Raw genomic sequence first — 22,026 nt, 5'->3', positions numbered from 1 at the left:
AATGGTGAGTAAATTTAGTGTAGTGGGGTGACAACATGCAGATTCGACCAATACGGGCGGGGGATAACGCGGCGGTGGCCCACCTGATTCGCGATAGTTTGGCACATTTTGGCTTGGATGTGCCCGGGACGGCGTACTTTGATCCGCAACTGGATGATCTGGCGACGTTTTACGCACAACCCCAGCGTGGGTACTTTGTCTTGGTGAACGACGCGGATGAGGTCGTCGGCGGCTGCGGCTTTGGTGAGTATTGTGACGATACAGCCGAACTGCAAAAGCTGTACATTGCGCCTGCCGCGCAAGGCCAGGGCGCTAGTCGCCGGTTGGTGGCCTGCGCGGAGGCTGGTGCGCGCGTGGCGGGATACCGGCGGATTTATTTGGAGACCCACCACGTCCTGACTGTGGCTTGTCTGTTGTACCCTAAACTGGGGTACAAGGCGCTATCAGCGCCGCTGGCCGCGGGGCCGCATACTGAGATGGATCGGTTCTTTATCAAAGCGCTGTGATATTGTGAGCATTAGGGGTAGCTTACGCTCACGCTTTCTACCCGTGGGGCTTCGCTCTGTGATACACTTAACCCATTGCCTTTCCCACAATTTAGATTGGAGCCCTAAGATGACAATTGACAATAATCAACTCGTATCCCGCTACATGAAACTACAGGCTGCCCACAAAACTTACTTTGCCGCAATTGGCGAATACGTTGATCAGCAACTCGATGTTTTGTACGACCGCCTGAACACCACCTTTCATGATTCCCTGACCCTCTCCGTGCAGGGTGCCATTGATTACGCGAAGTCCCAGGGTGTTGAAATCACCTCGGGGATCAACCTGACCCTGGCCACCCAGAACTTCATGGTCAAAATGCTCGATAACCAGGGTCTCCTGGTTGAAGGTGGGGCGCATTCTAGCGACGTCGTCATCGGTAAACTGAACTTTGAAAACCGGGCCCGTTACGTTTAAGGGCCTCGCACCAATAACACGATAATACAGTCAAGCCGGTTACCCACAGTTTTTGGGTAACCGGCTTTTTTTAACTACTGCTGTGCAATGGTTGTGGATAGTTGTTCAATGCGCCGTTCTGTCCCGTCGAGGAAGTCCACCATGTGTTGTAACGGTGCATCGGTGGTTACATCCACGCCGGCCACGGCCGCTGCCGCCACGGGATCGGCACTGTCACCCAGGGCCAAGAACTTTCGCCAGCGTTGCACCGTGCTACTTTGGTCGTGTTCCAGATCTTGCCACACCTGCGTGGCAATGGTCAGGCTGGCCGAATAGCTGTACGAGTACAGGCCGAGGTAGTAGTGATCCTGGCGCATCCAGGTGGTTTCCGCGCCCGTTAAGTCTACAGTGTCGCCCCAGAATTGGCGTAATACTTGCAACTTTAGCTTGTCGAGGCGGGCGGCGTCAAAGCTTTCACCACGGTCGATCAGCGTGTAAACTTCCCGCTGGAAGGCTGCTTCTAGTAGGTGAGTGACACAGTTGTGGAAGTAGGTGTCACTCAGCAACCGTGACAGTGCAAAACGTTGTAGGCGCGGATTATCCGTTGCCTGCTGGGTCAGGTAGCGAGTGAGTAGTAACTCGTTAAAGGTTGAGGGTGCCTCACAATGGTAAATGGGCATGACCCATGTTAACGCCGGATTGGCGTCAGCCGAGTAGTGCATTTGCCCCACATGGCCGAGCTCGTGGATGAGGGTGTCCAGCGCCGGCAACGTGTCGGTCCACGTCATCATGATGTAGGGGTGCACACCGTAAGGCATTTCCGTGTAGGCCCCGGAATCTTTACCAACGTTAGGTGCGCAGTCGACCCACCGCTGGGTCAAGGCCTGGTGCATCAGCTGCTGGTAGTCCGGTCCTAGCACCGCGGTCGCCTGTTCCACAATGGTGGTCGCATCAGCCCGTGTGTATTGAGGTGCAAAGTCGGGGTCGATGTCGATTTGCAGGTCGGTGTACTCCAAGTGGTCAAGCCCGCGCACCTGGGCCACGTGCCGGACGTAGCGGCGCATCACGGGTGCCAGCCGGTTCATGAGAACGTCGATTTGGCGGTCAAACAGCGGCCGCGGTACCTCCTGGTCGGCCAGCAAGAAGTCGATGACAGAATCATAACCCCGCAATGTGGCTGCGGCTTTTTCACGGGTCACCTGGCCGAGGTAGGCGGTGGCAAAGGTGTGTTGGTACCGTGCGAGGGTCGCACTAAATTGCCGGAATGCGGCTCGCCGCACCGCCGGATCGGGGTGTTTTTGGTATGTTTCCTCATAGCTCACAAAGTCGAGCGGGTAAGTGTGCCCGTGTGCGGTGAAGGTGCCGAAGTCCATGTCTGCCGCAATGCCTGTCGCCGGATGTTACGGAAGGTATTGAGTGCTGGCGCCAAGGTAGCCAGGGTGCTTTCTAACTCCGGACTGAGGACGTGGGCTTGGGTGGCAACTAGGTGGCGTATGTAACCGGCGTATTGGGGTCGTTCCCGGACCACCGTATCCAGGACGGTGGTGGGCAACTGGGCCAGTGCTGGGTGCAAGAAACTGAGGGCACTATCAACGTTGGCTTGGACAGTCGCGTTGGTGGCAACGCGCGCGTTTAGTTCGGGATTGGTACTGTCGGCACTTTGCGGAAATTCCGTGTAACAAGCGACTTGTTCGCGTAACGTTTCAATACCATTGAGGTCGTCAAGTGCGGCGACCACGTTCGTAGTTGTGTCGAGGTGGTGTGCGTACCGGTGACTAAATTGGCGGGCTTGATCCACCAATTGGTGCGTGGCGGCACGCCACGCATTAGCGTCACTAAAAATGGCGGTAAGATCCCACGTATTGGCTGGATCAACGGCACTGCGTGGTGGTAAGGCTGATGACATAATGTACCTCCTTGATCAAAAAACATTGAACACCCACCGCATGGCTCCCGGTGGGTGTTCAATGTGGATTATTTGTGGGTAACTGACTGTTTGGCATCTGGTTTTGACTCCTGCTTGTGCGTTACTTGTGCATTTGGTGCTCCCGTTTGTGGCAACGATGACTTAGTCGGGACAACGTCCGGGATGGGCTTGATACCGGTCAACAACCCGAACAGCAGGGCCTCATCATCGTACTCACGACGCCAGTTTGCTGACATTGCAATCACTTCCCTCATACGTTGGCGGTCCCTGTATCCGCCTACATTGAGTGTAAATTAAAATTAAACAAAAAGCCAGTTAAATTTAACTGGCTTTTTTCACATTTGGTTTTAGAATTGCAAAATATTGTCCCAATCCGTGATGGTATTGAGGGTGCGTAGTGCTTGTGGCTGGCCGGCCACCCGGCGAATGAGTTGGGCGAGTAGCGTGTACGTGTGCATTAGTAACGCCGGTTGCTGGTGCTGGGCGGCGAGCTGTAAAGTTGCGACGGCTAACTCCGCGCTCCGGGACACATCCTGAGCTTGGAAGTAAGCAAGTGCCCCGACGTAGTTGACTGCGTTAACGTCACCGTTAAAGGGAACTGTATCCGCCATTTGGGTCGCGTTCGTCACCGCGTCGGTGAGCGGTGCGACTTTGCGTGCTTGCGCAGCGACCAAGCCGACGTAGGCGTAACACAATGCGGTCAGCACCGAGCGTTGGTGGTTCACGGCTAACGCCATGTGCAGGTTGTAGCGTGCCCCATCCAAGTTAGCGTCGACGGCTAGGTCAGCTAGGCCCAGGTAGAAGTAGTACGCTTGCGCCTGTACGTCTGACATGGCGGCATCCGCGTAAGCTGCGGAGTTGAGCATCTTCTTGACGGCGCCATAGTCGTGATCAGCGATATGACTGCTGAGTTCCAGGTTCCGGCGCGCATTTTTGCCCACGGGGTAGTTGGCGGCCAGGTCAAAGCGGTTAAGGCGGATACCTAGACGCTGGCTGATGCCAATAATGGTCTCGATGCTCGGTACGTGAGTATTGGCCTCAATCGCCGCAAGGGTGGTCGCGGGACAGACGCCCGCGGCTAGGTCGTCGACCGACCAGCCTTGAGCAGTACGTAGTTTGTGGATCACGGAACCAATTTGTGGGTGCATAAGGGTTTGTTCGCTTCTTTCTAATCATTACCTACCACCCATTATAACAGTATCGGGCGGTTCGACCGCGCGGCGTTACGACCGCCAGTTGATCCGTCCGAGTACGCGGCGGCCCAGGAATTCCTGCAGGATGATGTAGACCGGGTACGTGGATACAGCTAGGGGCGCGTAAAGTAGTAGCAACTGCCAGTGCCACAGCGAGACCAACGAGAAGGCGCGGTTGGTGACAAAGAAGACACCGAACATGACCACGGCAATTAGGGCCAGCATGCCCACTTTGAGCCGGTTAAAGGGACGCGAGACGCGAAACAGCACGTTGTAGCACACGCAGGTAATCAGCAACGCGACGATGGTACCGGTCGCGTAGAACGAAAGGTGTAAGAAGGACTCCAGCCAGGTCATCAGCAGGGTGTACAGGACGACTTCCGTCGCGGCCGGGGCCGCAAAGGTCATGACCTTCTTCATAAACTGACCGGTCACCCGCGCAAAGTTGGGTTCCAGTGACAGGAAGAACGACGGGATGGCGACCGTGACCGCCGACACGGGGGTCAGGTTGATGGGGATGATCGGGTAGTCGGCGTTCAGGAAGATAAAGATGATGATGAGCGCCACGGAGTACATGGTTTTGATGAGGAACAGCGAGGCGACACTTTCAATGTTGTTAATGACGCGCCGGCCTTCATTCAACACGCCGGTCATGGCGTCAAAGTTGGCGTCGAGAAGCACAAAATCGGCAATGGCACTCGCCGCCTCACTGCCGCTCGCCATGGCGATGGCACAGTCAGATTGGCGTAGGGCCAGGACGTCGTTGACGCCGTCACCGGTCATGGCGACGGTGTGCCCGGCTGCCTGGTAAGCGGCGATGAGGTGCTGCTTCTGGTCAGGGGTGACGCGGCCAAAGACGTTGTAATCCCGCACTAGGGCGGCGTAGTCGGGTGTATTGCCGACGGTACTCATGTTGATCAACCGGTCAGTACCCGCAATGCCGGCACGCCGGGCAACGCTGGCTACGGTCACGGGGTTATCCCCAGAAATCACTTTGAGTTGCACATCTTGGCCGGCAAAGTAAGCGAAGGTTTCCGCCGCGGCTGGCCGGATTTCGTCGGCGATGAGGACAAAACCGATGAGCTCGGGGTGGATGAGTGGGGTGGTTAACGCACCCGTGGTTCGACCCACCGCGAGCATGCGCAGTCCTGCCGTGGCGGCTTTATCAATGGCTGTGGTGGCGGTCGTGTCGAGTTGGTTGCCAAAGGTGAATTCGGGGGCACCCATAAAGTAGCTCACGCCATCACTGAAGGTGGCGCCAGACCACTTGCGGGCTGAACTAAACGGTACCGTGTGCGTGACCGCCCACTGGGGTGGCTGCGGGTAGTATTCCTTAATGGCAAGGGCGGTTTCGTTGTCGTCGTTTAAGGCGAAGGTGACGGCACTAACAGCGGTGGCCAAGTCGTCTTCATCGTGACCCGGCGCTGGCACTACCTGGTTGACTTTGAGACGGCCGGTCGTGATGGTCCCCGTCTTGTCAAGACAGATGGTATCGACGCGCGCTAACGCCTCGATGGCGGTGAGGGAGCGTACCAAGACGCGGCGCTGGCCGAGGTTGCGGGCGCCTACTGCCAGCGCGACGTTAGTCATGAGCACCAGGCCTTCGGGAATCATGCCAATGACTGCAGCACTAGTGGTCAAGATGGCCCGGTTGTACGCCCCTCGCCGGATCATCGAGACGGTGAAGAGGGCTAATCCCAACGGAATGAGGACGTAGGTCAGCACCTTGATGATGCGGTTAATGGTGTTGAGGAGCTGGCTACTGCTATCTTTGTTGGGACGTTCAGCTTTAGCAGTGGCGGCGAGGCGAGCGGCAAAGGTGTCCCCCGCGACTTTGGTGACCATGACGGTGGCACTGCCGGCAACGATGAAGCTTCCTGAGAGTACGGCATCATCCGGTTGCTTGACGATATTGTTTGGTTCCCCAGTCAGCGCACTTTCGTCGACCTCGAGGCCACCATGGGTCAACACGACACCGTCAACGGGTACCTGGTCACCACGGTGCAGTTGTAGGGCGTCACCCACCACTAACTGATCAGCGGGGATGGTGGTGACGTGGCCGTCACGGACGACCGTTGCTTGCGGGGCGCTGATGATGGTCAGGGAATCCAGCTGGTGTTTGGCGCGAATTTCCTGGAAGGTCCCGATGGCGGTGTTCACGATGGCAACACCGAGAAAGAGCAGGTTACTGTACGAACCCGTGGTGATAATGAAGGCGGCGATGACGACGTTGATCAAATTGAAGAGGGTCAAGGTGTTGCCGGCGACAATTTGCCCCACGGTGCGGGTCAGCGGGGCTTGTTCCACGTTATGGGCGCCCGCGGCGATTTGCGCATCAACGTAGCTCTGTTTTAATCCAATTTTGGGGTCAGTTCGCATGGTCTCGCCTCGAATCAGTCAGATTACGGTTACTTTGTTCTTATTGTAACGATTCCTTAGAGGATTGTCGTCAGACTGGGGGCGGACTTCACACAAACTTCGGAAAAGATGGTCATCGGGGAATGACTCACCAAACCGCTGTCCACCCGACTCGAGTAGGCTGGTCCACCATATAGTCCAGGTAGCTTAAACTTTGTGGCGGTGAGTGCGATAATGGTAGTAACGCTATAGACGAAGGAGAAAAATCATGCCGAAAACAAATCCTAACGGAACGCGCTTTATCACGTTAAGTAACGGTTACCACCTTTGGACCCAGACCCAGGGTGAGGGCGATATTCAACTCTTGTGCCTGCACGGTGGTCCTGGTGGTACCAATGAAGTGTTTGAAAACTTTGCTGAGCGACTGGCACCTTATCACGTCCGGGTCAGTCGGTATGACCAGCTGGGTTCATTCTTCTCAGACCAACCCGATTTTAATGACCCGGAGAACCGCAAGCGTTTCTTCAACATTGAATATTACGTTGACGAAGTTGAAGAGGTCCGCCAGCAACTCGGCCTCGAGCACTTCTTCTTACTCGGACAGTCCTGGGGTGGCGTGCTTGCCATCGAGTATGCACTCAAGTACGGTGAGCACCTGGCCGGCGTGATTTTGAGTTCCATGATCGATAACCTCGAGGAATACATCGACAGTGTCAACCAGATTCGTGAGTCAATGTTTAGTGCTGACGAGGTGGCCTACATGCACGATGTGGAAGCCCGCCATGACTTTAGCGATGCGCATTACCAGGAACTGGTTGCCCAGCTCGGGGAGCAGTATCTGCACCACGCGAGTGATCCCCAGCCGCGGCACCTGATCAACACGTTGGCCACGCCGGTATACAATTATTTCCAGGGCGACAACGAGTTTGTTATGGTGGGAGCGCTGAAGAACTGGGATCGGCGCGGGTACATTCAGAAGATCAACGTGCCAATGTACCTGACCTTTGGTGGGCACGAGACCATGCCACTGGGTGCTGCTTCACGGATGGCGGCGGAAGCCCAGCACGCCCGGTTGCACATCACGCCGCATGCGGGCCACGGGCAAATGTTGGACAACCCCGATGACTACTTTGCCGGTTTGGGCGAGTACCTGACCGACGTGCACACGGGTCACTTTGACGATTAATGGCGGTTGACGAAAGCGCTTGCGTGTGCATTATGTTATGTACTGCTGTATACTAGTTAGTAATTTTGTTAAACGGAGGATCCTATGTTAGAGAAGAAATTGTACCAGACAATGTTTGCCCACTCGTTTAACATTCCGGTGACGGTAAACTACTGGGATGGTACTAGTGAGACCTACGGTGATGGCGCCGCCCAGGCAACCATCGATATCAAAAAGGCCATTTCATTAAAGGAACTTTCCAAAAACGCGTCCCTGGCGTTGGGCGAGGCCTACATGGCCGGCGACATTGACGTGACCGGGACGAGCGAGCGTCCAATTCAGCAAGTGTTGACTGCGGCGTATGAGAGTGCGGGCAGCTTCATGCGGAACAAGAAGTTCATCAAGTTCCTGCCCAAGCAGTCGCACACCAAGTCCAAGAGTAAGCAGGATGTGCAGAGCCACTACGACATCAGTAATGACTTTTACAAGGCTTGGCTGGACCCCACGATGACGTACTCCTGTGCCTACTTTGAACACGACACGGACACGCTGGAACAAGCACAAATCAACAAGGTCCACCACATCATCAACAAGTTGCACCCACAAGCGGGCAAAACCCTATTGGATATCGGTTGTGGCTGGGGTACGTTGATGCTGACGGCGGCCAAGGAGTACGGATTGAAGGTTGCTGGGATCACGCTCAGCAAGGAACAGTACAAGTACGTTCAGCAGCAGATTAAGGACCAAGGTCTCGAAGACGTGGCGGAAGTCATCCTGGAAGACTACCGTGAGTTGGACCGGAAGTTTGATTACGTGACCTCCGTGGGGATGTTCGAACACGTGGGTCAGGAAAACTTGGGTCTATACACGCAGAAGGTTGCGGACTTGCTTACGGATAACGGTGTGGCTTTGATCCACGGTATCACCCGGCAGCAAGGTGGCGCGACTAACGCGTGGTTGACTAAGTACATTTTCCCCGGTGGGTACATTCCTGGTTTGACGGAAATGACTCAGCACTTTGTGGATGCTGGTTTGCAGCTGAACGACCTTGAGCCGTTGCGCCGTCACTACCAGAAGACTACCGAAATTTGGGACGAGAACTTCAACGCCAAGCGTGGTGAGGTTCGTGCCAAGATGGGCAAGGAATTCGTCCGGATGTGGGATTTGTACCTGCAGGCCGCCGCTGCTTCCTTTGAATCGGGTAACATTGACGTGATCCAGTACCTGGTTTCGAAGGGACCATCGGGTAAGACTTTGCCAATGACGCGTGAATACATTTACGCGCACGAACAGTAATCACAAAGAGTGGTACAAAAAACGGGCCGTGGGGCCCGTTTTTTTGCGGTTGGCGTATCCGTTACACCTGGACATTGTCTGTCACGGGTGGCTTGCGGGATAATGGTAACGTACTTATGCGGATGCGGTCGCTTCTAGCGCGGCGTTGAGTTGGCCCAGTAAGGTCGTTAGCTCGGCGAGGGGTGTGGCACCCATGTGGCGCGTGATGGCTTGAAACCGCCGGCGCGCACTGGTCGTGATGGTTTGTTCCACGTTAGCGCCCGTGTGGGTGAGGGCGAGGAGCCGCCGCCGGTGATCAGCCTGCGCGGTTTTTTGCTGCACGTAGCCCAGCCGGAGCAACGAACCAATTTGGCGGGCAATTGCTGGTTTGGTGACGCCCCGGAGCTTGACGATGTCCGTCAGGGTCTCGATCCGCCCCGTCGCGATATCCCGCATGATTTGATATTGTTCAAACGAAATTTTGTAGGGACTGACCGCCGCTTGTAGTGCTGCCGTGAATCCCTTCACGGCGTGAAAGTAACTGTCGATGAAGGCGGTCATAGCTTGATCAGTGTTCATAATGATGCCTCCTAAAGTGAGTGGCGCCACACTTTGTGGCCGTCACGGCGTTAACGACGGTGGCAAAGATGGAGGAACTTAGCAATGAAGCAATGGTTTAAACGACACAAACGACTCTGTTGGTGGTTAGGTGGCCTGATTGTGTTCATCCTCGCCGCCTACTGTGCTGCGTGCCTGTACTTCTATAATTACGCGTTTGTGCCTAGCAAGAAGAGTTTTCTTGGTAGTGGGGATACCCGGCAGGAGCGGGTGGACAAAGCGTGGTTACAACGCGTCCACAAGCAGACCTGGCACGAAACGGCGACGGGTCACCGCAGCTGGCAGTTGGTAGCCGACTACGTGCCCGCCGCACACCATACGAACAAAACGGTGGTGGTTGCGCACGGCTATATGAACACCAAGGAGGATATGGCCAGCTATATTCGCATGTTCCATGCAGCGGGCTATAACGTGTTGGCACCCGACGACCGGGGTCACGGCCAATCTGATGGTAATTATATTGGTTACGGTTGGCCCGACCGCCTTGACTACCGCCGGTGGATCAAGCAGGTGATTGCCCGTGACGGGCAGAGCAGCAAGATTGCCATGTTCGGGGTTTCCATGGGTGGGGCCACCACCATGTACACGGCGGGACTCAAGCTACCACACCAGGTCAAGGCCTTCATTGAGGATTGTGGCTACACGAGTATTAGCGATGAGTTAGCCGCAAAGGCCAAGTCGATGTATCACCTACCGCGGTGGCCGCTGGTACCCGGGGTCATCGCGACGGCCAGCCTGATTACCCACAACAACTTTGCTGCCGCCCGGACTAGTGCCACATTGGCACACAACCATCGACCAATGCTGTTCATTCACGGCAACAAGGACAACTTTGTGCCGACACGGATGGTGTACGCGAACTACCGGGCCGCCAAGGGACCCAAGCAGCTGTGGGTGGTGCCAGGCGCCGCCCACGCGAAGAGCCTGGCCACCCATCCCGTTGCCTATCGCCGGCACGTACTGAAATTCTTACACCGATACCTGCAATGATGCCTATCCGGTTCACTCCATCTATATTGTAGGCGTGCAACGGTTGCGACCTGTACGTTTTTGGAGTAAAACGGCCGTCACAAGGTGCTGGCCAGGCAGGGAGTGCAAAGAACATTCGCAGGGCGCATTAATGTGGTTGGTCAACTAAACATTTTGACGTCAAATAACCCCGGACGGACCAATTATTGGTTTGTCCGGGGTTTATTTATGCCTGCACTTGGGTATTTGTGGACAAGATGCCGGCTGCTTTGGTGTGTGGTCCAATAGTGCCGTGCGTAATTGCGGGGCAGTGTTGCCGCGTCGGGAGGCGCCAGCAGGCTCGCGATTCACCCAACAAAAAAGCCTCGAGTCATTGCTCGGGGCCGTTTGGGTACGTACTTGATTAATCAGCTTCGTCGGCATCGGCGGCCGCCGCTGATGCCGCGGCGGCTTTGGTACCGTCCGGATCATGGTCGGTCACTTCAAACCAGTCGAAGAAACCAGGGTCGTAATCAATGACCTTGAAGGTGAACCGCCCCAGCTCGACCTCGTCGTTTTGTTTGAGGTTCGGGTACAGTTCAATGATGGATCCACCAACCGTTACAACGTCGGAGTTTTCAAAGTCGGGGATGTCGGTGTGGAAGAAACGCTCAAAGTCGTACATCGTGGTCTTACCACTAACCTTGTAAACGTTGTCCTGGTCGGTGGCCAGGATGTATTCATCAGACACGTCGTCGATTTCATCCTTAACGGTGCCGAACAGTTCCTCGTAAATATCTTTGTCCGTGACAATCCCGCTCGTACCACCGTATTCGTCGGCCACCACCACAATCGGGGCTTGACGCCGAATCATTTGTTGCAGAATGTCATGGATGGGTGTTGATTCTGGTACGGTGACGATGGCCCGCAAGACTTTGGACATTGTGATGCTGTCGTCCGCCAGTGATTGCCGAATCAAGTCATACACGTACACGTAACCGAGAATTTTATCCTTGTCACCATTGGCTACGACGGGGAAGCGACTGAAACCTTCTTTGAGGTACAGCCGCAAGACGTCGTGTACCGTGTCGGTGACGTCCACGACGATCAGCCGGGTACGGTCAACCATGATGTCGCGGGCGGTCTTATCGTTCAGGTCAAACGCGCGTTCCATGTAGACCACGTCGTTTTTGTCCATGTCACCGGTTGTAATTGCGTTTTTACTAAGATTCAGGATTTCCGCCTGTGAGAAGGCTTCGTTGCTTTCGTCGGCGGGTTTGATCCCCATCATTTTGACGATTCCGACGGACGACTTGTTTAGTAACCAGACGAACGGGTAGAAGAGGATGTGGAAGTAGTGCAGCGGTGTGACCACAAACATGAGCACCTTAATGGAAAAGTCGATGGCGATATTTTTGGGCACGATTTCGGTCAGGACCACTTCAAAGTAGGTCAGGATGATGACACCAAGCACCGCCCCGACCGCACGGAGGCCACCTTCAGGTAATTGAAGGTGTACCAACCCCATGAGGTCGATCAGTAGGAACTCAACGGTTTCCTCACCGATCCAACCAACAATGATGCCCGCCAGTGAGACCCCGACCTGCGTGGTCGAGAGGTACTCGTTGAGGTTGTGCACCATCTTTAGGGCGCGGGTCAGGCGCCGCTTGTTGCCCTGACCACTTTGTAATAATTCCTCCAGCGCGCTGGGACGACTTTGTACCAACGCAAACTCACTCGCAACGAAAAACGCCGCGAAGACGAAGGTAACGACCATCACCAGTAAATTCGCGGCGACTTGGCCACTATCCATATGTTCATTCCCCATTTCTTATTTTGGTAAACTGGCACTATTCTATCATGAATTAAGTGTTGACGTTCTATTAAGTTATAAAAACAGCTCAATTATTAGTTTAATTACGGCGCTAGCCGTTATCTGGTCACCGTTGCGGCCGGAATGCTAACAGTGAACCCGTAGTCTGGGTGTTGTTCCAGGCCCGGCCGTTACATTCGAGGGGATCGGTCAGTACCCGGCGGATAGTTGCCACGTTGAGGCCCTCATTGATGATGATGACACAACCATGCTTGGCGTCGATAATGCCGCTGGCCGCCGCGGCACCGGTCAGTTCAGTGTTGCTGGTGACGCGGGCAACCAAAATATCGTAGGTGCCCCCCAGCAGGGCCCAGCGGTTAGGTGGCAATAACTGGTAGCGCAGTTGCGCACTATCCGCTTGGTGGCGGGCTGTGTCAATCTGGTGGCGATGCTGACTGATGCCGATGACTGCATCCGCCCCGGCGTTGACTGCGTATTGAGTCAGCCAGGGTGTGGTCGCGTTAATGACGGCGACCCGTTTGTTACGCAGACTGGGTGCGGTTTTAATGACGGCAGTCTCGATGGCGGTAGGGGCAGTGAGGCCGCTGGTGGGCCGCTTCGGTAAAACCCGGTTGCGCATGGCGGGATACTGGTGTTGACTGTGTTTCTGATTCATGAGGTTTCACTTTCCTGTGTGTAAGCTGTTAATAAACAAATTGGGCCGTGAAGCTCCATGGGAGTGTTCAGGCCCAAACAGACGGTGGCTATTAATCCACGAAAATAATGACAAAATGGTGGCTGGCAGTATCCACGTTAATGGAAACGTGCCGGTTGAGGTCATCGACCAGGGCCCGGGCCACCTTCATTTTACCTTCGAAGGTCGTGACGTTTGTGTCAGGCGGAAAGGCTTTAAAGTCGTAGTTTTCCGCGATGAAGGGCGCGTCAGTGACGTAACGCAGGTTGTTTTCGTCGTGGCGACTGCCTGGTCGCAACACCGAGTCGATGTAGTGGTACAGTTCGCTGGGCGTGTAGTGCAATGGGGCCACCAAATCGGTGGTGATATCAAAGTTAGGAGCGTCGTCAATCATTGCGTCGTTGACGGTTACTTGTGTAAGTCCTTGGTATAGTTTCATACTTATTCCTTCCCGCTGTGTTAGTTAATAGCGTAATCATAGTGACGGCTTCAGCTGGCATCTTCCAGGTACAACTCTTGAAGGTCACGCCGGTCTGAATTAGATAGCCCGATAACGTCGTGCAGGTAGACGTCCATACTGCCGTATTCCGACTGGATGGTGTTGAGGGCGCTGTCCAAGAAGGCCCCGTGCACCGTCCATAGGTCGTGGATACTTTGCAATAGGTTAGCGTTACCGCCGTGCGCCCGTGTTTCCTGCATGATGTCATCTAGTGGTGTCTGGATGAACTGATTGGCCGCCAGGTAATCGGCCCGAATGGTGTGGGCGTCTACCCCTAGGGCGCTGAGTAGGTATACAGCACCCATCCCGGTGCGGTCCTTGCCGGCGGTGCAGTGGAACAACGTAACGTGGTCCGGACTCGTTAGGAGGATCCGGAAGAATTCCTGGTAAGCGTGCTGGGCCGGTTTTTGCATCACCAAATTACGGTAGGTTATCACCATGTTTTTGAACCCACCCCGTGGGTCTTGTGAAAACTCCGCCTGCTCTTCCTCCCAGGTTTTAGACACCTGGGTCTGGTCGGTGATGAACACTGGTAAGGAGTGGTAGTGTGCCGCTGGCAATGGCCGGTCCGGAGCTTTAGTTTGTTCGTCTGGGGACCGGAAGTCGACGTCGTGGCGCACGCCGTATTCCCCGAGAAAGTGGACGTCCCGATCAGACAGTTGGTCCAGTTTGCCGGAGCGCACCAACCGGTGGCTACGGATACGCCGACCATCGGTGGTGGTGTAACCGCCTAGGTCGCGAAAATTAAAACCATGATGAATGTTAAGTAGGTTTGGTTGCATGCAAGCGCCGCCCTTCATGACTGTTTTTTGTACTAGCTCTAGTTTACAACGTGTTGGCGGGCAGGCCAAATATAATTGTGCGTGACGACCTAATTAAGTTTGTGGGGTGACTAGGCCTCGTCTGCACGGCGGCGTTTTTGGATGAGGTTCCCATCACTCGGCCACCTTAACCCTTGAAAACCGCGAATTTCAATACTGAGTTGGGTGTGGTGGCGAATCGCCGTCAGGGTAGCTTCAAGGCGAGCTAGGTCACCACTAGGCAACGAGTGCAGCGGGATGGACCGGTGCCGCTGTTTTTGCGGAATGATGTTGAAGAAGAAGTTGTAGCTGTGGTTATAGCGGTCATCAACTAGCGTGATCCAGTAGCGGGTATGACTGCGCCGAAGGAAGAGTTGATCGATCCGCGCGTTAATAATGTCGCCATCTTTACTCATAACTATTACCCCCATTGTGTCCGCCGACCAGATTGGCGCGGTTAATGGCCGTGCCTCCGGTCAGCTTGCTTTTAGCGTAAACGAGCGCGGTAAACCCAAAACGTGAGCGGATGGCATCGACCGTGCGTTCCAGCGTGTAGTCCTGAATTTGTTGTTTTACTGGTTGGAATAACTCGAGTTGTTGGCCGTTATCCGGTCCCAATTGGCCGCAACTAACGGCAATGTTGCGGACTCCTTCACCGTCCCAGTAGTGGTCAAAGATGCGCAGAAGGGCCGCCGCAATGGCGTGGTTACTGTTAGTGGCACTGACGGTGATCTCCGCCCCGAAACCGCCGCGGTTGGTGGCCGTAGCAGTTGCATAGTTAAAGCCGATGCCCAGGCTGACCTTGTGGCACAGTAAGTGGCGGTGGCGCAACCGGGCGGCCACTTGCTCACCAATTTCTTTGACGACCAGGCGAATTTCGTCCCGATGGATATAGTCCCGTGGTAGTACTTGAGAATTGCTGATACTCGGTGATTTGATTGGTTCCACCTGTCCGGGGTGGGCGCGGTCGATACCCCACGCCAGGGCGTAGAGTTGCTCGCCAATCAGGCCAAATTCGGCGCGCAGGGCGTACGGATTGGCGTGTGCCAGTTCCCACATATTATTAATGCCGATGCGGCGTAAGTGGTTCGCCGTTCGTTTGCCGATACTCCAGACGTCCTCCATGTTGGTGATGGTCCACAGCTGCTGGGGAATGTTCTGGTAGTTGATCTCCGCAATTAAGTCGTACTGGTGCTTGGCGTAAATATCGAGCGCAATTTTGGCTTGGAGCGGGTTGTTGCCGATCCCCACGGCTGTATAAATGCCGGTTTCATCATGAATGGTACGTTGGATTTGCCGTGCGACGGCCCACGGGTTGGGGCCAAAGAGGCGCCAGGAATGGGTCAGGTTGAGAATTGATTCATCGATGGAGTATGGCCAAATATCGGCGGGAGCCACATACCGCTGAAAAATTTGGTTGATTTGGAGATTCTTTTGAATGTACATGTTCATCCGTGGGGGCACGACGATCAAATCTTCGCTTTGCGGGAGGTCGCGCTGGCGGGATACGTTGGCTTGCAGGTGGAACTCCTCTTTGGCGCGGGGCGATGTTGCTAAAATTAGCCCACCATTGGTGTTTTCCTGTTCTGACATGACGACGAGGGCAGTTTTGAGGGGATGCAGGTCACGGACAACGCACTCGGCCGAGGCATAAAAGGAGCGGCTATCAATCAGAAAAAAGACGCCGTGTGGTTCGTATTGGTAATCCAAGAGTTACGCCCCCTTTGCTCTTCATTATACGAACATGTGTTCGTAGAGGCAAGCAAAAAAAGTTGTGCAAATCGGTCTCAGGTCCAGTGTGGTGGGCCCCGTTCTTAGTGATAATAAACATGGTTGATTACGTAGCACAAAAATGGAGGAGCGCAATATGAAGAAGATCATCTGGGCGGTCATTGCCGTAGTGATTATTGGCGGTGCCGGTGCGGTCGGGCTCAGCGAGTACTTAAACGTTTATCGGGCGCAGACGGCGTACGCGGTGGTACCACCCACACCACGCAAGACGATTACGCGGGGCAGTGACGGCAAAAAGATCACTGATAGCCAGGGACGCCAAGAGTATTCATATAATCACACCTTTAAGTGGGTGATGGTAGACGGACAAAAGCGCACGGTTGCCTTTGAACAATCCGGGGTACATCCCACTCCCTTCAAGCCGGGCAGTTACGTGAAGGCAGAGGTCAGCAAAACGCGGGTCACGAAGGGTCCCTTCAGTGTCGGCTGGCAGAAGATTCCGGCTAAGGTACGCGCACAACTTAAATAGTGGTAATAGTGTGGGGTCGGTGATTACCCATGTTAAAATAGGGCAGTGAACGGGAGGAAGACAGACATGGAATTTACGTTTCGGGTCACCGCGACGGCGGCCACAACCACTAAGCGCCTCCTGGACCGTTTCGGGGTGAGTCACCGGTTGTTTAAACGACTGGTGACGGCGCACGCCATTATCGTGGGCGATCGCCCCGTAGGCAATATTCCCCTGGTGACTGGAGATCAAGTAACGTTTACGCTGCCTACCGATAAGCCCGTTGCGCCAGCGCCTGGTCAGTTGGATGTGCTGTATGAGGATGCCAACTGGCTGGTGGTCAATAAGCCGGCGAATTGTGCGAGCGTGCCGGGGCCGAGTCATCCGGGTGCAAGTCTGTTGAACATGGCGGCGGGGTACCTTGTGCAGCAAGGCTACGGGGCCGTCCAGCCGGCAATCATTACGCGGTTGGACCGCGATACCATGGGCGTCGTCTTGATTGCTAAGCACCCGCTAGCGCAGGCCCGCTTGGACCGCGCGGGTGTGGATCAGGTGGTGCACAAAGAGTATTTGGCGGTGGTCGACGGTGTGCTGATCCAAAATTGGGGCCGCGTCGAGGTGCCGCTCGGGCGGGCCGATGACGGCATTCATCGGCGGGTAGACGTGGACGGCCAGTATGCCCGTACGGATTATCGGGTGGTTCGTCGCGGACAACGAGCAACAATGGTTCGTTGCGTACTTCGGACCGGCCGGACCCACCAGATTCGGGTACACATGGCGTACTTGGGGCATCCGTTAGTGGGGGATGCGTTGTATGGGGGCAGTGCCCGTGCACACGGCGGGCAAATGCTGCTCGCCCAACGCCTCACGTTCACCGATCCGTTTACGCGGCAACACATCGACGTACAGGCACCAGTGCCAGACAGTTTTAACCGGCGACTGGGTCAGATGACTTCATCTTCGTCAAGGCAGGCCACTTGACTTTTGCCCCGGATTCGGTAAACTTAATGAGTTACTAAAACACAATGAGGTGAACGAAATGCGGAACAACATTTTACTCGCATGCGCCGAAACCGGCGAACGTATCTACCTGACTTCTAAGAATAAGCGCAACACACCAGAAAAACTGCAGCTGAAGAAGTACTCTCCAAAGCTGCGTAAGCGCGTGGTTTTCACTGAAGTTAAGTAATTGATACTTACGAACAAGGGCCGTCCAGATCAATTTCCGGGCGGCTCTTTGTTTGGCTGGTGGATGGTTTGAACGGGGGAGCGATGGTACCGTTTGCGAAAATGCCGCGAGAAATCCTGAAAGAATGGTATAATGAACGTAAATAGCGACATGGAGGGAATTATAATGACCACGCAGGCAGAATATACGGAGTTATACCAAAAGCGGTTAGCCATGATTGAAGGCAACCCGCAATATACGGTATTGGCGAGCATGAATCAGCCGATGTCCGATGGCGATCAACGTGTAACCCAGTATATCGTGTATACCGACATCAAGCGTGATGACCAGAAGCACAAAACAGCGTCCATCTTTGTCTACACGCCGTACAAGAACGTCGATAAGTATGGCCACTCCAAAGCCGATTACCAGTCACAGCTGTTGTTCGAGTTGAACGGTTGGGACCACGCGGTGCACATCACGGTGCTGGAAACGTTAGGCAGTGAGAGCCGGCTGGCCTTCTTTGACTACCAGAACCTGGGCCTCGCACAGTTGGCGTTGACGGCGCTCATGAACTTGATCAAAAAGTTCGATGTGCAATCCGTAGACGGTAACATTAGTTCCTTCGATCGAGACAAGTTTGCCAAGACTAAGCATATTTTTGAAAAGTTTGGTTTCACCGTGACCGTGATGGATGCGGAACACGGTATTGGCAGGATTTACAAAGCCGTACAAGCTGATTAATAGCTAAATGGTCCCATTACCGGTGTGTGGTAATGGGACCATTTTTGGTTGCAATTATAGAATCTGGTGGGCGGAAAACTTGACGCCCAGCTTGTTGAACATCAGTTCTTCGACGGTCAGGAACAAACGGTAAAAGTCCGAGCTGCTCACGTCGGTGCTCCACACAAAGACGCGCGGGTGCGTATGGCCTGGTTGCTGGAATAATTTGGCGTCGTCCACCCCGGTAATGATGAGGTCGGCCGGATGCTGGGCGGCCTCGGTTTCCGGCATAATATGGACAAAGCTCATGTTGCCGACAAAGGTGGCGAGCCGGCGACTATTGAAGTCGTTGTTGGTGAGCAGGATGCGGCAGTTAACCAGCTGGTGCCATTCAAAGTCGGCTAGGTGTGGCGCCAGCAGGTAGCACAGTTGGGTGGCTATTTGTTGGTAAGCGCGGTCGCCGAACCGGCCCGCCACCCCTAGATCCTGCATAATTTGGGGTTGGGCGCTCAAGAGCATTTGATAAAGCTTGCTATGCATGTACAAGTCCTGTTCGGGGTCATCCAAACTGGTAATGCTAGGGAAGCAGGCGCCACCGCAGAGGTTGGCCAGGGCCACGCGTACCATGTTGGTCACTAACAGCGGATCATCTTTGAAACGTAACCCCGCACCCGGCCGCTGGTGTTGTTCCAGACGGATAGCCAGCTGGTCGATGTAGCGGTGGATGATGTTGTCGCTACGCATTGTGGCATCATACAGAGGCGCCCAGACCCGATAGTCCTGGGTAAAGTTGTACTCTATGAGCCGTTGGAAAACGAAAAAGTGATTTTCGCGGGCCAACTGCCGTGTACTGAGGCGCGGGTACCACTGATGGCTAATTAATTTAGTATCCAGCAGGGGGATGACACCGTGTAGCCGCTCAAGGGTAGGCATAGCGCCGAGAGCGTCCCCATGGTTGATGCGGAGGTCATTGACGGCCAGCATCAGCAAGTTGTGGAGGTGACTGACCGTGTTGACACCTGGCTCCTGGATCTGGGCGTAGCGTTCGGCAATACGTTCTTTAGGAACAGTAGTAAACGGCCACTCCACCCCGCGAAAACTCAGCCAGTAGAAAATATACAGGAACTGGCGGATGGTTGGTTCCGCGCCGGTAATACCTGGCTTGGTGAACGACAGCTTGAGGCCATGGTTTTCCAGCAATGTCCGTAGCAAAGTGGTTTTCCGAGTCAGCGTGGAACGGGAAATGAAGTGATCCTGGCAGAAGCGGTCGGTGTTTGCAGTGCGGTTTTGCGTAATGTAGTCGAGGTACTGAAACTGAATGGAGCTCTGTAATAGGTAGAGACGGTATTGGTCGATGGTCACAGGGAGGTTGTCACCAGCCAGAACGTTCTTTTTGACGGCGGGACCGGAACGACCCGTGATGGTCTCGAGGTCGTTAAGCAGTTCTTGAAAAACATTGTAACTTTGCTGGTACGAAATATGTAGGTGGTTACCCAGGTCGGTGATGGTAAAACCAAAGGCGTCCATGGTCTTGAGTACGCGGAACATGCGGAGCTTTTGGATGTCTGCATTTTCTAGAAAGGCGTCTTCAAACAGCATGGCTTTACTTCCCCCAATTAATGATTCGTTGACACGGATTATACAACAGCAATTATATCAGAAAAGCTTGGTGGGTGTTATCATTACGCCTCAGGTTCACACTTTGGCGGGCGGTTGGGGCCAGGACTTGAAATTTCAGGATGTTTGCGGTACTTTAAGTGCAATAAGCAAACACGTGATTAAGCGCATATAGGCAATTCAGAGAGCGGACAGGTGCTGTGACGTCCGTATTGCTAGGTCCAGCGTGATAGTGGGTGGTGAGAGCCACACGGATACGTCCGTTAACCGTACAGAGCGTGCTGGTCGCTGTGATCAGTGAATCTGGGTGGTACCGCGGAAAAAGCCTTTCGTCCCAATCAACGAGGGGCTTTTTGTATACAAAGGTATCGGCCAGGCAGGCGTTTCTTTCTATAATAAGAGTGAGGACGACTGGAGCGGTATGCAATGTTAGCAGGTCGTACCTGTGGGAAAGAACATTTGTACCTGTTGGTGTGATGGTAAACGTGGAGGAACGAACATGCTAGATATTAAGTTGTTGCGGCAGAAAACAGATTGGGCTAAGTCGGAGTTGGCTAAGCGCGGTATCAAGGCAGAAGAGATTGACGAGTTGTTGTCTTATGACCAGCAGCGGCGCACGGCGCTTACCAAAGTTGAGGAACTGAAGGCAGAACGAAACCGGGTCTCGGCTGCCATCGCGCAGATGAAGCGGCAACATGAAGACGCTGACGAGCAGATTGCTGCTATGCGCAAGGTGGGTCAAGAGATTAGTGCTCAGGACAAAGCCGTGGCGGAGTTGGAAGAGAAGGCTAACTACATCTTGGTACGGTTGCCCAATATTCCTGATGACTCGGCGCCAGCTAGCTTGAATGAGGATGACGCCCGTGAGGAACGTAAGTGGGGCCACATCCGAGACTTTGGTTTCACCCCGAAGGCCCACTGGGATATTGGTGAAGATCTGGGCATCCTTGATTTTGAGAATGCCGCCAAGGTCTCCGGTAGTCGGTTTGTGTATTACCGTGGTTCCGGTGCCCGGTTGGAACGAGCGGTGTATAACTTCTTCCTGGATGAACACAACAAGGAAGGTTACACGGAAGTCTTGCCACCATACCTTGTCAACAATGAGTCGATGTTCGGTACGGGCCAGTTCCCTAAGTTTGTGGGGGATAGCTACACGGTTACCAACGAAGATAGTGACCTCACGTTAATTCCGACCGCTGAAGTACCACTGGTCAACTACTATCGTGATTCAGTTGTTGATGCGGACCAGCTACCGATTAACGTTACGGCGTTGACGCCGGCGTTTCGGTCCGAGGCGGGCAGTGCCGGTCGTGACACACGTGGTTTGATTCGGATGCACCAGTTTAATAAGGTGGAAATGGTCAAGGTGACGAAGCCGGAAGATTCCTGGCAGGAACTCGAAAACTTGACGCACGACGCGGAAGATTTGCTGCAAAAGTTGAACTTGCCGTATCACGTCATTACGTTGGCGACGGGCGATGCTAGTTTCACGTCGGCGAAGACCTACGACCTTGAAGTTTGGATTCCTGCGCAAAATACTTACCGGGAAATTTCTAGCTGCAGTAACTGTACCGATTTCCAAGCACGGCGTGCGCACATCCAGTACCGTGATGACCAGGGTCGCCTGCAATTTGTGCACACCTTAAATGGATCTGGATTGGCTGTTGGGCGGACGGTGGCCGCCATTTTGGAAAATTATCAAAATGAAGATGGCACGGTGACAATTCCCGATGTGCTGGTTCCGTACATGGGTGGACAAACGATTATTGAAAAAGAAAATTAAAAGCGGCACTTTTATGCAGATAATCGAATGATTATCTGTTTTTTTAGTTCCCCGTTCGGCTTTGCGCTAAAGTTCAAATAAGTGCGTAAGAGTGCTTGACGGTCCGCCTGGTGGCTGGTAAGATATTTTATGTTGTTCAGGGCGAGCGACTTCGGTCGCGCCCTGGACGGTGGTTTCCTGAACTGCTGATGCAGGTTGTCGAATATTTATTCGTAATAATGTGTTGACAGTAACAACAACGGATGATAAGATATCTAAGTTGCC

The 22,026-nt window shown here is 54.2% G+C and carries 22 protein-coding genes and 1 pseudogene; 10 read left to right on the top strand and 13 right to left on the bottom strand.

Annotated features, from left to right (window positions below; genetic code table 11):
• The first annotated feature begins 35 nt into the window (after window positions 1-35).
• Window positions 36-506, top strand: coding sequence for a GNAT family N-acetyltransferase (locus tag FD19_RS03745; RefSeq protein ID WP_056969158.1), 471 nt, complete (start codon window positions 36-38; stop codon window positions 504-506).
• 109 nt (window positions 507-615) lie between these two features.
• On the top strand, window positions 616-963 hold the full coding sequence (locus FD19_RS03740) for a hypothetical protein (RefSeq protein WP_054750163.1): 348 nt from the start codon (window positions 616-618) through the stop codon (window positions 961-963).
• A gap of 74 nt (window positions 964-1,037) precedes the next feature.
• Here the strand turns inward: FD19_RS03740 and pepF are convergent.
• From pepF to FD19_RS03720, 4 genes and pseudogenes are all read right to left on the bottom strand, one after another.
• Window positions 1,038-2,851 (bottom strand): annotated as a pseudogene (gene pepF / locus FD19_RS03735) (oligoendopeptidase F).
• A 65-nt stretch (window positions 2,852-2,916) separates the two neighbouring features.
• Entirely contained in the window at window positions 2,917-3,105 is a 189-nt protein-coding gene (locus tag FD19_RS03730) for a hypothetical protein (RefSeq protein ID WP_054750165.1), read from the bottom strand.
• 111 nt (window positions 3,106-3,216) lie between these two features.
• Window positions 3,217-4,017, bottom strand: a complete 801-nt coding sequence (locus FD19_RS03725) for a helix-turn-helix domain-containing protein (protein ID WP_054750168.1) — start codon at window positions 4,015-4,017, stop codon at window positions 3,217-3,219.
• A gap of 75 nt (window positions 4,018-4,092) precedes the next feature.
• Complete coding sequence (locus FD19_RS03720) at window positions 4,093-6,441, bottom strand: HAD-IC family P-type ATPase (protein WP_054750170.1); 2,349 nt, start codon at window positions 6,439-6,441, stop codon at window positions 4,093-4,095.
• A gap of 247 nt (window positions 6,442-6,688) precedes the next feature.
• Between FD19_RS03720 and FD19_RS03715 the strand changes: the two genes are divergently transcribed.
• Complete coding sequence (locus FD19_RS03715) at window positions 6,689-7,606, top strand: proline iminopeptidase-family hydrolase (protein ID WP_054750173.1); 918 nt, start codon at window positions 6,689-6,691, stop codon at window positions 7,604-7,606.
• Window positions 7,607-7,690: 84 nt separating this feature from the next.
• Complete coding sequence (locus tag FD19_RS03710) at window positions 7,691-8,881, top strand: SAM-dependent methyltransferase (RefSeq protein WP_054750175.1); 1,191 nt, start codon at window positions 7,691-7,693, stop codon at window positions 8,879-8,881.
• Window positions 8,882-8,995: 114 nt separating this feature from the next.
• Here FD19_RS03710 and FD19_RS03705 read toward each other — a convergent pair whose 3' ends face one another.
• Entirely contained in the window at window positions 8,996-9,439 is a 444-nt protein-coding gene (locus tag FD19_RS03705; RefSeq protein WP_056969157.1) for a MarR family winged helix-turn-helix transcriptional regulator, read from the bottom strand.
• An 84-nt stretch (window positions 9,440-9,523) separates the two neighbouring features.
• On the opposite strand from FD19_RS03705, the gene FD19_RS03700 reads away from it, so the two are divergent.
• Entirely contained in the window at window positions 9,524-10,468 is a 945-nt protein-coding gene (locus FD19_RS03700) for an alpha/beta hydrolase (protein ID WP_054750180.1), read from the top strand.
• A gap of 382 nt (window positions 10,469-10,850) precedes the next feature.
• On the opposite strand, the gene FD19_RS03695 is transcribed toward FD19_RS03700, so the two are convergent.
• From FD19_RS03695 to FD19_RS03670, 6 genes are all read right to left on the bottom strand, one after another.
• Window positions 10,851-12,239 (bottom strand): hemolysin family protein, encoded by a 1,389-nt coding sequence (locus tag FD19_RS03695; protein ID WP_056969156.1) that lies wholly within the window; start codon window positions 12,237-12,239, stop codon window positions 10,851-10,853.
• A 127-nt stretch (window positions 12,240-12,366) separates the two neighbouring features.
• Entirely contained in the window at window positions 12,367-12,915 is a 549-nt protein-coding gene (locus FD19_RS03690) for a hypothetical protein (RefSeq protein ID WP_054750182.1), read from the bottom strand.
• Window positions 12,916-13,006: 91 nt separating this feature from the next.
• Complete coding sequence (locus FD19_RS03685; RefSeq protein WP_054750184.1) at window positions 13,007-13,372, bottom strand: hypothetical protein; 366 nt, start codon at window positions 13,370-13,372, stop codon at window positions 13,007-13,009.
• 50 nt (window positions 13,373-13,422) lie between these two features.
• On the bottom strand, window positions 13,423-14,214 hold the full coding sequence (locus FD19_RS03680; RefSeq protein ID WP_054750186.1) for a tyrosine-protein phosphatase: 792 nt from the start codon (window positions 14,212-14,214) through the stop codon (window positions 13,423-13,425).
• 110 nt (window positions 14,215-14,324) lie between these two features.
• Window positions 14,325-14,648, bottom strand: a complete 324-nt coding sequence (locus FD19_RS03675; RefSeq protein WP_156321873.1) for an acetyl-CoA carboxylase — start codon at window positions 14,646-14,648, stop codon at window positions 14,325-14,327.
• Window positions 14,641-15,942 (bottom strand): Y-family DNA polymerase, encoded by a 1,302-nt coding sequence (locus FD19_RS03670; RefSeq protein WP_056969155.1) that lies wholly within the window; start codon window positions 15,940-15,942, stop codon window positions 14,641-14,643. The genes FD19_RS03675 and FD19_RS03670 overlap by 8 nt, the downstream gene beginning before the upstream one ends.
• Before the next feature lie 157 nt (window positions 15,943-16,099).
• Here FD19_RS03670 and FD19_RS03665 point away from each other — a divergent pair, with 157 nt between their 5' ends.
• From FD19_RS03665 to FD19_RS03650, 4 genes are all read left to right on the top strand, one after another.
• Window positions 16,100-16,492, top strand: a complete 393-nt coding sequence (locus FD19_RS03665; RefSeq protein ID WP_054750192.1) for a DUF1093 domain-containing protein — start codon at window positions 16,100-16,102, stop codon at window positions 16,490-16,492.
• A gap of 66 nt (window positions 16,493-16,558) precedes the next feature.
• On the top strand, window positions 16,559-17,452 hold the full coding sequence (locus FD19_RS03660; protein ID WP_054750194.1) for an RluA family pseudouridine synthase: 894 nt from the start codon (window positions 16,559-16,561) through the stop codon (window positions 17,450-17,452).
• Between the two features lie 58 nt (window positions 17,453-17,510).
• A complete protein-coding gene (gene rpmG / locus FD19_RS03655) occupies window positions 17,511-17,660 on the top strand; it encodes a 50S ribosomal protein L33 (RefSeq protein ID WP_054650238.1) in 150 nt (49 codons plus the stop codon).
• Between the two features lie 165 nt (window positions 17,661-17,825).
• Entirely contained in the window at window positions 17,826-18,383 is a 558-nt protein-coding gene (locus FD19_RS03650) for a hypothetical protein (RefSeq protein WP_054750196.1), read from the top strand.
• Between the two features lie 54 nt (window positions 18,384-18,437).
• Here FD19_RS03650 and FD19_RS03645 read toward each other — a convergent pair whose 3' ends face one another.
• Window positions 18,438-19,961 (bottom strand): helix-turn-helix domain-containing protein, encoded by a 1,524-nt coding sequence (locus FD19_RS03645; protein ID WP_054750198.1) that lies wholly within the window; start codon window positions 19,959-19,961, stop codon window positions 18,438-18,440.
• Window positions 19,962-20,478: 517 nt separating this feature from the next.
• On the opposite strand from FD19_RS03645, the gene serS reads away from it, so the two are divergent.
• Window positions 20,479-21,762, top strand: a complete 1,284-nt coding sequence (gene serS / locus FD19_RS03640; RefSeq protein ID WP_054750202.1) for a serine--tRNA ligase — start codon at window positions 20,479-20,481, stop codon at window positions 21,760-21,762.
• A 66-nt stretch (window positions 21,763-21,828) separates the two neighbouring features.
• Here serS and FD19_RS09855 read toward each other — a convergent pair.
• The coding region (locus FD19_RS09855; RefSeq protein WP_235804139.1) for a hypothetical protein at window positions 21,829-22,026 on the bottom strand (198 nt) is incomplete at its 5' end.

The sequence above is a fragment of the Lacticaseibacillus thailandensis DSM 22698 = JCM 13996 genome, assembly GCF_001436135.1.
Taxonomy (GTDB): Bacteria; Bacillota; Bacilli; order Lactobacillales; family Lactobacillaceae; genus Lacticaseibacillus; species Lacticaseibacillus thailandensis.
This window is presented reverse-complemented; position numbering and strand designations above follow the sequence as displayed.

Bases quoted from the DNA above. Each gene is read 5' to 3' on its own strand.
- FD19_RS03745 (WP_056969158.1), top strand. From the start codon at position 36: ATGCAGATTCGACCAATACGGGCGGGGGATAACGCGGCGGTGGCCCAC.
- FD19_RS03740 (WP_054750163.1), top strand. From the start codon at position 616: ATGACAATTGACAATAATCAACTCGTATCCCGCTACATGAAACTACAG.
- FD19_RS03730 (WP_054750165.1), bottom strand. From the start codon at position 3,105: ATGTCAGCAAACTGGCGTCGTGAGTACGATGATGAGGCCCTGCTGTTC.
- FD19_RS03725 (WP_054750168.1), bottom strand. From the start codon at position 4,017: ATGCACCCACAAATTGGTTCCGTGATCCACAAACTACGTACTGCTCAA.
- FD19_RS03720 (WP_054750170.1), bottom strand. From the start codon at position 6,441: ATGCGAACTGACCCCAAAATTGGATTAAAACAGAGCTACGTTGATGCG.
- FD19_RS03715 (WP_054750173.1), top strand. From the start codon at position 6,689: ATGCCGAAAACAAATCCTAACGGAACGCGCTTTATCACGTTAAGTAAC.
- FD19_RS03710 (WP_054750175.1), top strand. From the start codon at position 7,691: ATGTTAGAGAAGAAATTGTACCAGACAATGTTTGCCCACTCGTTTAAC.
- FD19_RS03705 (WP_056969157.1), bottom strand. From the start codon at position 9,439: ATGAACACTGATCAAGCTATGACCGCCTTCATCGACAGTTACTTTCAC.
- FD19_RS03700 (WP_054750180.1), top strand. From the start codon at position 9,524: ATGAAGCAATGGTTTAAACGACACAAACGACTCTGTTGGTGGTTAGGT.
- FD19_RS03695 (WP_056969156.1), bottom strand. From the start codon at position 12,239: ATGGATAGTGGCCAAGTCGCCGCGAATTTACTGGTGATGGTCGTTACC.
- FD19_RS03690 (WP_054750182.1), bottom strand. From the start codon at position 12,915: ATGAATCAGAAACACAGTCAACACCAGTATCCCGCCATGCGCAACCGG.
- FD19_RS03685 (WP_054750184.1), bottom strand. From the start codon at position 13,372: ATGAAACTATACCAAGGACTTACACAAGTAACCGTCAACGACGCAATG.
- FD19_RS03680 (WP_054750186.1), bottom strand. From the start codon at position 14,214: ATGCAACCAAACCTACTTAACATTCATCATGGTTTTAATTTTCGCGAC.
- FD19_RS03675 (WP_156321873.1), bottom strand. From the start codon at position 14,648: ATGAGTAAAGATGGCGACATTATTAACGCGCGGATCGATCAACTCTTC.
- FD19_RS03665 (WP_054750192.1), top strand. From the start codon at position 16,100: ATGAAGAAGATCATCTGGGCGGTCATTGCCGTAGTGATTATTGGCGGT.
- FD19_RS03660 (WP_054750194.1), top strand. From the start codon at position 16,559: ATGGAATTTACGTTTCGGGTCACCGCGACGGCGGCCACAACCACTAAG.
- rpmG (WP_054650238.1), top strand. From the start codon at position 17,511: ATGCGGAACAACATTTTACTCGCATGCGCCGAAACCGGCGAACGTATC.
- FD19_RS03650 (WP_054750196.1), top strand. From the start codon at position 17,826: ATGACCACGCAGGCAGAATATACGGAGTTATACCAAAAGCGGTTAGCC.
- FD19_RS03645 (WP_054750198.1), bottom strand. From the start codon at position 19,961: ATGCTGTTTGAAGACGCCTTTCTAGAAAATGCAGACATCCAAAAGCTC.
- serS (WP_054750202.1), top strand. From the start codon at position 20,479: ATGCTAGATATTAAGTTGTTGCGGCAGAAAACAGATTGGGCTAAGTCG.